The organism is Pseudorhizobium flavum, assembly GCF_044142885.1.
In the GTDB taxonomy this organism is placed as follows: Bacteria; Pseudomonadota; Alphaproteobacteria; order Rhizobiales; family Rhizobiaceae; genus Neorhizobium; species Neorhizobium flavum.
The window spans coordinates 637,373-649,348 of sequence record NZ_JBIOKZ010000001.1 but is presented as its reverse complement, the minus strand read 5'-3'; the positions used below and the strand labels follow the sequence as shown (position 1 = coordinate 649,348).

Annotated in this window: 11 protein-coding genes; 9 read left to right on the top strand and 2 right to left on the bottom strand. The window is 63.1% G+C overall.

The genetic code is table 11. The features are described from left to right. Nucleotides 1-187: 187 nt before the first annotated feature. From rsmI to ACEPP2_RS03010, 8 genes are all read left to right on the top strand, one after another. The gene (gene rsmI / locus ACEPP2_RS03045) at nt 188-1,084 is read left to right on the top strand and encodes a 16S rRNA (cytidine(1402)-2'-O)-methyltransferase (RefSeq protein WP_077547944.1); all 897 of its coding nucleotides are present in this window, start codon (nt 188-190) and stop codon (nt 1,082-1,084) included. Continuing rightward, nucleotides 1,068-1,430, top strand: coding sequence for a YraN family protein (locus tag ACEPP2_RS03040; protein WP_077547413.1), 363 nt, complete (start codon nt 1,068-1,070; stop codon nt 1,428-1,430). The genes rsmI and ACEPP2_RS03040 overlap by 17 nt, the downstream gene beginning before the upstream one ends. Nucleotides 1,431-1,555: 125 nt before the next feature. Next, nucleotides 1,556-2,875: a sn-glycerol-3-phosphate ABC transporter substrate-binding protein UgpB gene (gene ugpB / locus ACEPP2_RS03035; RefSeq protein WP_395515743.1), complete on the top strand. Its 1,320-nt coding sequence runs from the start codon at nt 1,556-1,558 to the stop codon at nt 2,873-2,875. An 86-nt stretch (nt 2,876-2,961) separates the two neighbouring features. Beyond that, the gene (gene ugpA / locus ACEPP2_RS03030; RefSeq protein ID WP_152341210.1) at nt 2,962-3,846 is read left to right on the top strand and encodes a sn-glycerol-3-phosphate ABC transporter permease UgpA; all 885 of its coding nucleotides are present in this window, start codon (nt 2,962-2,964) and stop codon (nt 3,844-3,846) included. Nucleotides 3,847-3,857: 11 nt separating this feature from the next. Next, nucleotides 3,858-4,706, top strand: coding sequence for a sn-glycerol-3-phosphate ABC transporter permease UgpE (ugpE, locus tag ACEPP2_RS03025; protein WP_395515742.1), 849 nt, complete (start codon nt 3,858-3,860; stop codon nt 4,704-4,706). 2 nt (nt 4,707-4,708) lie between these two features. Further along, on the top strand, nt 4,709-5,809 hold the full coding sequence (locus ACEPP2_RS03020; protein WP_395515741.1) for a sn-glycerol-3-phosphate import ATP-binding protein UgpC: 1,101 nt from the start codon (nt 4,709-4,711) through the stop codon (nt 5,807-5,809). A 77-nt stretch (nt 5,810-5,886) separates the two neighbouring features. Continuing rightward, entirely contained in the window at nt 5,887-6,837 is a 951-nt protein-coding gene (gene gshB / locus ACEPP2_RS03015) for a glutathione synthase (RefSeq protein ID WP_281978176.1), read from the top strand. 180 nt (nt 6,838-7,017) lie between these two features. Further along, entirely contained in the window at nt 7,018-8,550 is a 1,533-nt protein-coding gene (locus ACEPP2_RS03010; RefSeq protein ID WP_395515740.1) for a YifB family Mg chelatase-like AAA ATPase, read from the top strand. A gap of 137 nt (nt 8,551-8,687) precedes the next feature. Here ACEPP2_RS03010 and cysK read toward each other — a convergent pair whose 3' ends face one another. Both cysK and dut read right to left on the bottom strand, forming a co-directional pair. Next, nucleotides 8,688-9,656, bottom strand: coding sequence for a cysteine synthase A (gene cysK, locus ACEPP2_RS03005; protein ID WP_395515739.1), 969 nt, complete (start codon nt 9,654-9,656; stop codon nt 8,688-8,690). Nucleotides 9,657-9,787: 131 nt separating this feature from the next. After that, entirely contained in the window at nt 9,788-10,252 is a 465-nt protein-coding gene (gene dut / locus ACEPP2_RS03000) for a dUTP diphosphatase (RefSeq protein ID WP_395515738.1), read from the bottom strand. An 84-nt stretch (nt 10,253-10,336) separates the two neighbouring features. Between dut and ACEPP2_RS02995 the strand changes: the two genes are divergently transcribed. Next, the gene (locus tag ACEPP2_RS02995; RefSeq protein WP_395515737.1) at nt 10,337-11,920 is read left to right on the top strand and encodes a peptide chain release factor 3; all 1,584 of its coding nucleotides are present in this window, start codon (nt 10,337-10,339) and stop codon (nt 11,918-11,920) included. The last annotated feature ends 56 nt before the right edge of the window (nt 11,921-11,976 follow it).

The window sequence follows — 11,976 nt, the reverse complement described above, 5'->3', positions numbered from 1 at the left end:
ATGGCAGAACATCCCCCTAGAAAGCAAGAGCCGGAAGGGCCGCCATTCGCCCGAATGGAAACTTGTCGCCATGATTCACAGGGAAAACTTCGCGACGCTCCGCTTGCCCGCTTGCCGCACCTCGCCCATAAGAAGGCGAGAGCAAGCAGATCAGCCGGATACCTTCGTGAGCGACGAACAGAAGACCATGGGCCGCAGCTACAGGATCGGCAATACGGCGATCCCCGCACGCCCACTGGAGCCGGGGCTCTATCTCGTCGCCACTCCGATCGGTAATCTCGGCGATATCACCCTGCGTGCGCTCGAGACGCTGGCGGGAGCCGACGTGCTTGCCTGCGAAGACACGCGTGTGACCCGCGTGCTTCTTGACCGCTACGGCATCGTCAACCGCCCCTTCGCCTATCACGAGCACAACGCCGCCGAGGCAGGGCCGAAGCTGCTTGCCGCGCTCGACGAGGGACGGTCGGTGGCGCTCGTTTCGGATGCGGGCACCCCCCTCGTCTCGGACCCGGGCTACCGGCTGGGACGCATGGCAATCGACGCTGGACACCGCGTCATCCCCATCCCCGGCGCCTCGGCGCCCCTGGCGGCCCTGGTGGGTTCAGGCCTGCCCTCGGACAGCTTTTTGTTTGCCGGTTTTCTGCCGGTCAAGGACAAGGGCAGGCGGGATCGGCTGGCAGAACTGTCGCGCGTGCCGGCGACGCTGATCTTCTTCGAATCGCCCCACCGTATCGGGACAAGCCTTGCCGCCGCAGCCGATGTCCTGGGAACGGCTCGCGAAGCGGCAGTGTGTCGCGAACTGACGAAGGCCTTTGAGGAGTTCCGGCGGGGCACGCTGGCGGAACTGGCTGACTTCTATGCGGAGCGGGCCGTGAAAGGCGAGATCGTACTCCTGATAGCTCCTCCTGAAATCGATGATGTGCCGGGGGCGATGGAGGTCGATGTCCTGCTGAAGGAACTGGCGGCCACCATGCCGACTTCGAAGGCGGCCGCCGAGGGCGCGCGCCTCACAGGGCTGTCGAAGAAGGACCTCTACCAGCGGCTGCTGGCGCTGAAGGACGGAGACGGTGGCGAAGCAAGCTAGGGAGAGGCGCCGGGCGGAACGGCGCGGCCATTTCGCCGAATATGCCGCCGCACTCTTTCTGCTGGCGAAAGGCTATCGGATCCTCGCCATCCGCTTCCGTACCAAAGCCGGAGAGATCGACCTGGTGGCGCGTAAGGGTGATCTGGCCGTCTTCGTCGAGGTCAAGGCGAGGGTCGGAGAGCGGGAGGCGGTGGATGCAGTGAGCGCGAAGGCCCAACGACGCATTCGTGCAGCAAGCGACATATGGCTTTCACGCCGTTCGGATGCCGCACGCCTCTCGCAACGCTACGATGTGGTTGCCGTGCTTCCCGGCCGTCTTCCAAGGCACTTCCCGGACGCATTCTGACCAGTGCTGCCGGCCGTTGGGCGGCGCCGCGGATTGTAATGATCCCGACACATTACTGTTACGTCAGCGTCATGCTGCGACCCTATTGCGGTCCCGTTCCGACAACGGAGTAAGGGATCACAACAATGTTCAAGACGCTTTCATTCGCCACGTTCGCGGCAGCCATGTCCGCTTCTTCGGCCCTCGCCGCGACAGAGATCAGTTGGTGGCACGCAATGGATGCCCAGCTCGGCCAGAAGCTGGAAGCCATCGCTGAGGCCTTCAACAGCAGCCAAAGCGAGTACAAGGTCGTTCCGACCTACAAGGGCAGCTATCCTGAGACGCTGACGAGCGCCATCGCTGCGTTCCGCGCCAAGGAGCAGCCGGCGATCGTACAGGTCTTCGAGGTTGGCACCGGCACGATGATGGCGGCGAAGGGCGCAATAAAGCCGGTCTACGAACTCATGACGGAGGCTGGCGAACCTTGGGACGCTTCAGCGTTTCTCGCCCCCGTGACGGGCTACTATTCCGATACCGAAGGCAATATCCTGTCGCTGCCGTTCAACTCGTCCACTCCGATCATGTACTACAACAAGGACGCCTTCGAAAAGGCCGCCCTGGATCCCGAAACCGCTCCGAAAACGTGGGCAGAGGTTGAGGAGTTCTCAAAGAAGATCATGGACTCCGGCGCGGCCAAATGCGGGTTCACCAGCGGCTGGATCTCCTGGGTGCAACTGGAAAATCTGTCGGCCATCCATGATCAGCCTTATGGCACGATGGAAAACGGTTTCGGTGGCCTCGACACTGAGTTCACCTTCAACGGCGACGTGCAGGTCAAGCACTGGAGCAATCTGAAAAAGTGGGCCGATGCGGGCATCTTCCAGTACGGCGGTCCCGTTGGCGGTGCTGACGCTCCTGCGAAGTTTTATTCGGGCGAATGCGCGATCTACATGAATTCGTCGGCCTCCCGTGCCGGCGTCATCGCCAATGCCAAGGATTTCGAAGTCGGCTTCGCACCGCTGCCCTACTATGAGGATGTCATCGCGGAGCCGAAGAACTCGATCATCGGCGGCGCCACCCTCTGGGCTCTCGCTGGTCACAGCGACGACGTCTACAAGGGCATCGCCAAGTTCTTCACCTACCTCTCGCAGCCGGAAGTACAGGCCGACTGGCATCAGGCAACCGGCTACCTGCCGATCACCAATGCTGCCTTCGATCTCGGCCAGGAACAGGGATATTACGAACAGAACCCGGGTTCGGATGTCGCGATCAAGCAGATCACCCGCGGTACGCCGACGCGCAATTCCAAGGGCATCCGTTTCGGTAACCTCACCCAGGTCCGCAATGTCGTGGACGAGCAGTTCGAAGCGCTTCTGGCCGGCCAGAAGGATGCGCAGCAGGCACTCGACGACGCCGTCGCCGGCGGCAACCAAATCCTCCGCGACTTCGAAGCCGCTAACAAGTGAGACCTTGAGAGGCCGGCTCGGCCGGCCTCGCCACCTTTCCGGGCAACCGCCGGCACGGCGCGGCTTGCCTCGTGGGCAGAGAATACATGCAAACCAAACGCGTCATCTTTTCCAACAAGCTGCTGCCATATCTGTTGCTCGCACCTCAGCTTGCCATCACGCTTGTCTTCTTCATCTGGCCGGCAATCCAGGCTGGCAGGTCCTCGTTCGAACGAGAGGACCCTTTCGGCTTCCGCACGACATTCATCTGGTTCGAAAACTACCGCCGCATTTCCGCTGATCCGAACTATATCAATTCCCTCGCCAATACGGCTGTCTTCGCCGTCGCGGTGACGGCCCTGTCGATGAGCCTGTCGCTGCTGCTCGCCGTCTGCGTGAACAGGGTCATGCGGTCGAGCAGGGTTTATACGACGCTGCTCGTCTGGCCGTACGCGGTGGCTCCGGTCGTCGTGGGTATTCTATGGTGGTTTCTCTTCAACCCGTCGATCGGCCTTCTCCCCTATATCCTCGATGGCATCGGCGTGACCTGGAACCATCGGGTGAACGGCGAGCAGGCGATGATACTCATTATCGTCGCGGCGTCGTGGAAGCAGATCTCCTACAATTTCCTCTTCTTCCTCGCAGGGCTGCAATCGGTGCCCCGTTCGCTGATCGAGGCGGCCGCAATTGACGGTGCCGGACCGTTCAAGCGGTTCTGGACGATCGTGTTTCCGCTGCTCTCTCCGACCACGTTTTTCCTGCTCATCATCAACATCAACTACGCGATGTTCGACACGTTCGGCATCATCGACGCGACGACGGCGGGTGGACCGGCTCAGGCGACCAACACGCTCGTCTACAAGGTCTACACCGATGGCTTCATCGGGCTGAACCTCGGCTCGTCCTCCGCCCAGTCGGTCATCCTGATGCTGATCGTCATCGTGCTGACCGTGGTGCAGTTCCGCTACGTCGAACGCCGCGTGCAGTACTGAGGTGCCCGGACATGGTTGAAAACAGACCCTTCCTCGATTTCCTGACCCACATGGTCCTGATCGTCGGCGTCGCTATCGTCGCCTTCCCCGTCTATGTGGCCTTCATCGCATCGACCCATGGGACCGGTGCCTTCGTCAGCGGTGCAATGCCACTCCTGCCGGGCGGGCACATGATCGAGAACTATACGCTGATGTGGAACGAGGGCCTGACTTCTTCCGGCGCGCCGCCGCTCTGGGTGATGATGTTCAACTCGCTTTGGATGGCGCTGATCATCGCCATGGGCAAGATCGTCATCTCGATCCTTTCCGCCTATGCGATCGTCTACTTCCGATTTCCGTTCCGGGCGCTGGCGTTCTGGATCATCTTCATCACCCTCATGCTGCCGGTGGAGGTGCGCATCCTGCCGACCTTCAAGGTGGTGGCGGATCTCGGCATGCTGAATTCCTATGCCGGGCTGACGCTGCCGCTGATCGCCTCGGCGACGGCGACCTTCCTGTTCCGCCAGTTCTTCCTCACCATCCCGGAGGAATTGATGGAGGCGGCGCGTGTGGATGGCGCAGGCCCGCTGAAATTCTTCCGCGATATACTTCTGCCGCTTAGCCGCACCAATATCGCGGCGCTTTTCGTCATCCTCTTCATCTACGGATGGGTGCAGTACCTGTGGCCCTTGCTGGTCACCACCGACAGCAATTTCTACACCATCGTCATGGGCATCAAGCGGCTGTCGGCGAGCGCCGATGCCGAACCGCTGTGGCACTTCGCCATGGCCGCCGTGATGATGGCCATGCTGCCACCCGTCCTCATCGTCATTTGCATTCAGCGCCTGTTCGTCAAGGGCTTGGTCGAAACGGAGAAGTAACTATGGCGTCCATCCAGGTCGAAAACGTCGGCAAGGTGTATGCGGGCGGCGCGCGTGCCGTGAGCGGCATCAGTCTCGATATCGCCGACGGGGAGTTCATCGTCCTCGTCGGGCCGTCCGGCTGCGGGAAGTCCACGCTGCTGCGCATGGTGGCGGGCCTCGAGACGATCACCGAGGGTACCGTCGCCATCGGCGGGACCGTGGTGAACAGCAAGGAGCCGGCCGAACGCGACATTGCCATGGTCTTCCAGAATTACGCGCTCTATCCGCACATGACGGTGCGCCAGAACCTCGAATACGGGCTGAAGAACCGCAAGACGCCGCGCACCGAGATCGACCGGCGGGTCGCCGAGGCGGCGCGTATGCTGGAGATCGCCCCCTATCTCGACCGCAAGCCGCGTGCGCTGTCGGGCGGTCAGCGCCAGCGCGTCGCCATGGGCCGTGCCATTGTCCGCAAGCCCTCGGCCTTCCTGTTCGACGAGCCGCTTTCCAACCTCGATGCCAAGCTGCGTGTCTCCATGCGCGGCGAGATCAAGCGCCTGCAACGGCGCCTCGGAACGACGTCCATCTACGTCACCCACGACCAGCTGGAGGCGATGACGCTTGCCGACCGCCTGGTGGTCCTGAACGGCGGGCGCATCGAGCAGATCGGTGCACCACTCGAGGTCTATCACCAGCCGGCCTCAACCTTCGTCGCAAGCTTCATCGGCTCGCCCGCGATGAACCTCCTGCAGGGCGAACTAGACGGCGACCGGCTTGCGGTTGGTCCGTCGCTTCTGACACTGGGCGGGCACGCACCGACGTCCGGAGAGGTCACTGTTGGTCTGCGCGCCGAAGACCTGCGGATCGCTTCGCAGGACGAGGAAGGTCTGCTGTTCCGCCTGGATTATGTCGAGGAACTTGGGTCGCAGCGTCTGGTGCACGGCCATTTGGGGGATCAGGTGGTGACGGCGGCGATGCCGCTTGACGTGCAGCTGCACGACGAGATGAGGCTAGCAGCTGATCCGCGACGGCTGCACTTCTTTTCGAGGGGCACGGGCAAGCGCATCGAGCTGCGTGACGCTCCGGCGGTCGCTCCTCAACAGGCTTTGGATATGGCCTGAACCTGCACCAGTTGAGGCCGTTGCCTTTGACGAGCCGTCGTCCTACATCAGGCGGGCATTTTGAAGGGGCAGGGACGATGGCGAACATCCGCAAGGTCGCATTCCAGATGGATCATATATCCAGCATCAACATTGCTGGAGATTCCACTTTCGCCATGGCGTTGGAGGCGCAGGCTCGCGGCTACGAACTGTTCCACTACACCCCGGATCGGCTGACCATGCGCGACGGCAAGATCTTTGCGGCCGTGGAGCCGATGCAGGTCCGGGACGTCAAGGGCGACCACTACAGCCTTGGCGAGCGCGAGCGCGTCGATCTTTCTACCATGGACGTGATCCACCTGCGCCAGGACCCGCCCTTCCACATGGGCTACATCACCTCGACGCATCTGCTCGAGCGCATCCATCCGAAGACACTGGTGGTCAACGACCCCGCCTGGGTCCGCAATTCGCCGGAGAAAATTTTCGTCACCGAATTTGCCGACCTGATGCCGGCAACGCTGATCAGTCGCGACGTGCAGGAGATCGCCGCCTTCCGCCAGGAGATGGGCGACATCATCCTGAAGCCGCTCTACGGCAATGGCGGTGCGGGCGTTTTCCACTCGGCGCGCGACGATCGCAACTTCACGTCGCTCCTGGAAATGTTCGAACAGGTCTATCGCGGCGAGCCTTATATCGCCCAGGCCTATCTGCCGGCCGTGCGCAAGGGCGACAAGCGCATCCTGCTGGTGGATGGAGAGCCTGTCGGCGCCATCAACCGCGTGCCGGCGGAGACCGACAGCCGTTCCAACATGCATGTCGGCGGCCGCGCCGAGGCCGTGGAACTGACGCGGCGTGATCGGGAGATATGCCAACGGATCGGACCCGCGCTTCGAGAGCGTGGCTTCATCTTCGTCGGCATCGACGTCATCGGCGATTATATGACGGAGATCAACGTTACGTCGCCGACCGGCATTCGCGAGGTGAAGAAGTTCGGCGGCGCCGATGTTGCTGCCCTGCTTTGGGACGCGATCGAAGCCAAGCGCCGTTGAAACTGCGGCTGCAGAGCCGTTTGTTCTCGCGCCACAACCTCCTGCAACCTGAGAGCAACAGAGACGGGAAATAGTTCCTGCGATGTTCTTGTTATATTCTCATTTCCATGCCAGATTGCAATCGCTGGCGCGGAAAGCGTGGATCGCTTGGCGCTTCTGGCATGAGCTTGGAGGCGGTTTATGGTGGCGCGTGTCTCTACGGTTGCATTTCAGGGCATAGAAGGCGTTCCTGTCGAAGTCCAGGTTATGGTCTCGCCTGGCAAGCTGCTGATGCCGATCGTCGGGCTTCCCGACAAGGCGGTGGCGGAAAGCCGCGAAAGGGTTCAGGCCGCCCTCCATGCCTCCGGACTTTCGCTTCCGCCCAAGAAGGTGACGGTGAACCTCGCGCCGGCCGATCTTCCCAAGGAAGGCTCGCACTTTGATCTGGCCATCGCGCTCGGTCTCATGGCGGCCCTTGGCGCCATTCCGGCCGATGCCCTGTCGGGCTATGTCGTCATTGGCGAACTGAACCTCGATGGCACCTTGGCGCCGGTGGCCGGCGCGCTTCCGGCGGCGATCAGCGCGAATGCGCTCGGCAAGGGGCTGATCTGCCCGGCAGACAGTGGGGCCGAGGCCGCCTGGGCCGGATCCGACATCGACATCCTGGCGCCCCGAAGCCTGATCGCGCTCGCCAATCATTTCCGCGGTACGCAGGTTCTCTCCCGGCCGCAGCCGGCCGTACGCGCGCTGCCGGCAAACCTGCCGGACCTGATCGACATAAAGGGGCAGGAGAGTGCCAAGCGGGCGCTGGAGGTCGCCGCGGCGGGCGGTCACAATCTGCTGATGGTCGGCCCTCCGGGGTCCGGGAAATCCATGCTCGCCGCCCGGCTTCCGTCGATCCTGCCGCCGTTGTCGGCCGCGGAGCTGCTGGAAGTCTCGATGATCCACTCCATCGCCGGCCAGCTCTCCGGCGGCAAGCTTTCGGACCGCCGGCCGTTCCGCACACCGCATCACTCCGCGACCATGGCGGCGCTGGTGGGGGGAGGCCTGCGGGCGAAGCCCGGCGAGGCTTCGCTTGCCCATCATGGAATTCTCTTTCTCGACGAGTTTCCCGAGTTCTCGCCGCAGGCGCTCGATGCCCTTCGCCAGCCGCTCGAGACGGGCGAATGCGTCATCGCCCGCGCCAACCATCGCGTCTCATATCCGGCCAGCATCCAGCTTGTCGCCGCAATGAACCCATGCCGCTGCGGGATGGCGGGCGAACCCGGCCACACCTGCGCGCGGGGGCCGAAATGCCTGTCCGACTATCAGGGGCGAATTTCCGGGCCGCTGATGGACAGGATAGACATCCGCATCGATGTGCCGGCGGTCTCTGCGGCCGATCTCATCAGGCCTCGTCCCGCCGAGGCGAGCGCCGACGTCGCCAGGCGCGTTGCCGCCGCCCGCGAGCGGCAGCAGGAGCGTTTCGAATGGGCGGGGATGCCGCAGGTGATGACGAATGCCCGTTGCTCCACCGCGCTTATCGAGAAGATCGCGGAGCCGGATGCGGGTGGCCTGGCACTGTTGCGCGATGCGGCGGAGAAGCTGAAATTTTCCGCGCGCGGCTACCATCGGGTCCTGAAGGTGGCGCGAACGCTGGCGGATCTCGACGGAAGCGATACCGTCGGACGCATCCATCTGGCCGAGGCAATCTCCTACCGCATGGCGGGCGAGCGTCTCTCCGCGGCGGCGTGAATTGGAGAAGAGCGGCGAATAGTGGGTAGTGGGTAGTGGGTAGTTTCGAATGACGCGTTGCAGCTTGGATCCGGTTCGAGAATCGGTTCCTACTCACTACTCACTACTCACTACTCACTACTCACTACTCACTACGATCACCCACCCAGGCCTTCGAACAGCGCGGTCGACAGATAGCGTTCGGCGAAGGAGGGGATGATGACGACGATGTTCTTGCCGGCATTCTCCTCGCGGCTGCCGACCTTGATCGCCGCTGTCAGCGCAGCGCCGGAGGAAATGCCCACCGGAACGCCTTCCAGCCGGGCGACAAGTCGCGCCGTTTCGAATGCCTCGTCATTGGAGACGGTCACGACCTCGTCATAGATGCCGGTGTCGAGGATCTGCGGCGCAAACCCTGCGCCGATGCCCTGGATCTTGTGAGGTCCGGGATTGCCGCCCGAGAGAACCGGGCTGTCGGTAGGCTCGACGGCAATGACCTTGATCTCGGGCTTGCGCTCCTTGAGCACCTGTCCGGCGCCGGTGATCGTCCCGCCGGTGCCGATCCCCGAGACGAGGATGTCGACCTGTCCATCCGTATCGTTCCAGATTTCCTCTGCTGTGGTCTTGCGATGGATTTCCGGGTTGGCGGGATTCTCGAATTGCTGCGGGATGATAGCGTCGGGCAGGGTGGAGGCGAGCTCCTCGGCCTTGGCGATGGCGCCCTTCATTCCCTTCGGTCCCTCCGTCAGCACCAGTTCGGCGCCGAGAAGCGCGAGCATCTTGCGGCGCTCGATCGACATCGTTTCGGGCATGGTCAGGATCAGCTTGTACCCCTTGGCGGCGGCCGCGAAGGCGAGCGCAATGCCGGTATTTCCGGAGGTCGGCTCCACCAGCGTGGTCTTGCCGGGAGTGATCTTGCCCTGAGCTTCCAGGCTCTCGATCATCGCGACGCCAATACGGTCCTTGACCGAAGCGATCGGATTGAAGAACTCGAGCTTGGCGAGCAGGTTCGCCTTGACGCCCTTCTCCTTCGCCAGCTTGTCGAGGCGGACGATGGGGGTGTCGCCGATCGTCTCGGTGATGGAGGAATAGATTCGGCCACGGCCGGGCTTCTTGCTGTCTGTCATCTTGCTCTCCCTAGGATGCCGACAAGTTAGGGCCAGTTTCGCCGGAAGGCCAGCGATCAGCCTTTGCTTCTGGCCGCATGCGCGGAATTTTGTTCCATCCACGGCGCCCGCCGGGGCAGCACGTTGCGCCGTCAGACGCCGGTCGATCCGAAGCCGCCGGCGCCGCGCGCGGTCTCTCCGGCCTCGCGCACCTCGCGCACCTGCACCTGCGTCACCGGCGCCACGATCACCTGTGCGATGCGCATTCCGCGGGTGATCGCAAAATCGTCCTCACCGAAGTTCACCAGCAGGACCTTGACCTCGCCGCGATAGTCGCTGTCGATCGTGCCGGGCGTGTTGAGGCAGGTGATCCCGTGCTTGAAGGCCAGGCCGGAGCGCGGCCGGACCTGCGCCTCGAACCCCTCGGGGATCTCGAACACGAAGCCCGTCGGCACCAGCCCGCGCCGTCCGGGCTTCAGCACGAGGCTCTCGCCCTCGGGAATGGCGGCCCGCAGGTCCATCCCGGCTGCTCCGTGCGTTTCGTAGCCTGGCAGCGGGAGTCCGGCGGCGTGGGGCAGCCGTACAAGACCGAGGACCGGACCGATGATGTCGCGCATGCGAAGTCTCCTTTGTTCCGGAGGTGAATTGCATAAAGCCGGTCAAATCGCTAGATAGGCGCCAACCGACAGGATTTACCAGACATGGCTGAAAGTCTCGCAGAGGCGGTATCCCGCCGCCGCACCTTCGCGATCATCGCGCACCCGGACGCGGGTAAGACCACGCTCACCGAAAAGCTGCTCCTGTTCGGCGGCGCAATCCAGCTTGCCGGCGAGGTGAAGGCGAAGAAGGATCGCATCCAGACCCGTTCCGACTGGATGAAGATCGAACGCGAGCGCGGCATATCGGTCGTCACCTCCGTGATGACCTTCGAATACGAAGGCAATGTCTTCAACATTCTCGACACGCCGGGCCATGAGGACTTTGCCGACGACACCTATCGGACGCTGACCGCGGTGGATGCGGCGGTCATGGTCATCGACGCTGCGAAGGGCATCGAGCCGCGGACGCTGAAGCTGTTCGAGGTCTGCCGCATGCGCGACATCCCGATCATCACCTTCATCAACAAGATGGACCGCGAAAGCCGCGATCCCTTCGAGATCCTCGACGAGGTCGAGGAGAAGCTGGCGCTCGATACCGCGCCGCTGACCTGGCCGGTCGGCCGCTCGAAGACCTTCTGCGGCTCCTACAACCTTGCCGACAACACCTTCCGGGGCTCCGACACCCAGGTCGAGCCGATGCCGGTGAATGGTCCGCAGAGCGTGGCCGACCGGCTGCCGGAAAACGAGAGAAGCGCCTTCATCGAGGAAACCGAGCTGGCGATCGAGGCCTGCCGCCCCTTCGACAGGCAGTCTTTCCTGGAAGGCCACCTGACGCCGGTCTTCTTCGGCTCGGCCTTGCGCAATTTCGGCGTTCGCGATCTCATCAACGCGCTTGGCGCCTTTGCCCCGCCCCCGCGCGACCAGGTGGCGGATGTACGCACCGTCCACGCCAATGAAGACAGGATGACCGCCTTCGTCTTCAAGATCCAGGCGAACATGGACCCCAACCATCGCGACCGCATCGCCTTTGCCCGAATCTGCTCGGGAAAGCTCGAACGCGGCATGAAAGCGCGGCTGGCGCGCACCGGCAAGCAGCTCGGACTGACTGCACCGCAGTTCTTCTTCGCGTCGCAGCGCCAGCTTGCCGATACGGCCTATGCCGGCGATGTCGTCGGCATCCCGAACCACGGCACGCTGCGCATCGGTGACACGCTGACAGAGGGCGAGGCACTGGTCTTCCAGGGCGTGCCGAACTTCTCGCCGGAAATCCTGCGCCGCGTGCGGCTGGAAGATGCCATGAAGGCAAAGAAGCTGAAGGAGGCATTGCAGCAGATGGCGGAAGAGGGGGTCGTCCAGCTCTTCCAGCCGGAGGATGGCTCGCCCGCAATCGTTGGTGTCGTCGGGGCCCTGCAGTTGGACGTGCTGAAGGAGCGCCTGTCGGCCGAATACGGCCTGCCGGTCTCGTTCGAGATGGCGCGATTCTCCGTCTGCCGCTGGATCTCTGCGGACCAGCCGGCGGAACTGGAGAAGTTCATCAGCCAGCGCCGCGGCGACATCTGCCGTGATCTCGACGGTGATCCCGTCTTCATGGCCCAGGACGCATTCTCGCTGCGCTACGAGGCGGAGCGCTATCCCGCCATAAAGATGGTCGCGATCAAGGAGTATCACGTCGCCAAGGCGGCGTGATCACGGCGGCCGAGCCTCAGCGAACGCCGGCAAAGCGAAGCCTGAGGCAGGTCTCG

Bases quoted from the DNA above. Each gene is read 5' to 3' on its own strand.
- rsmI (WP_077547944.1), top strand. From the start codon at position 188: ATGGGCCGCAGCTACAGGATCGGCAATACGGCGATCCCCGCACGCCCA.
- ugpB (WP_395515743.1), top strand. From the start codon at position 1,556: ATGTTCAAGACGCTTTCATTCGCCACGTTCGCGGCAGCCATGTCCGCT.
- ugpA (WP_152341210.1), top strand. From the start codon at position 2,962: ATGCAAACCAAACGCGTCATCTTTTCCAACAAGCTGCTGCCATATCTG.
- ugpE (WP_395515742.1), top strand. From the start codon at position 3,858: ATGGTTGAAAACAGACCCTTCCTCGATTTCCTGACCCACATGGTCCTG.
- ACEPP2_RS03020 (WP_395515741.1), top strand. From the start codon at position 4,709: ATGGCGTCCATCCAGGTCGAAAACGTCGGCAAGGTGTATGCGGGCGGC.
- gshB (WP_281978176.1), top strand. From the start codon at position 5,887: ATGGCGAACATCCGCAAGGTCGCATTCCAGATGGATCATATATCCAGC.
- ACEPP2_RS03010 (WP_395515740.1), top strand. From the start codon at position 7,018: ATGGTGGCGCGTGTCTCTACGGTTGCATTTCAGGGCATAGAAGGCGTT.
- cysK (WP_395515739.1), bottom strand. From the start codon at position 9,656: ATGACAGACAGCAAGAAGCCCGGCCGTGGCCGAATCTATTCCTCCATC.
- dut (WP_395515738.1), bottom strand. From the start codon at position 10,252: ATGCGCGACATCATCGGTCCGGTCCTCGGTCTTGTACGGCTGCCCCAC.
- ACEPP2_RS02995 (WP_395515737.1), top strand. From the start codon at position 10,337: ATGGCTGAAAGTCTCGCAGAGGCGGTATCCCGCCGCCGCACCTTCGCG.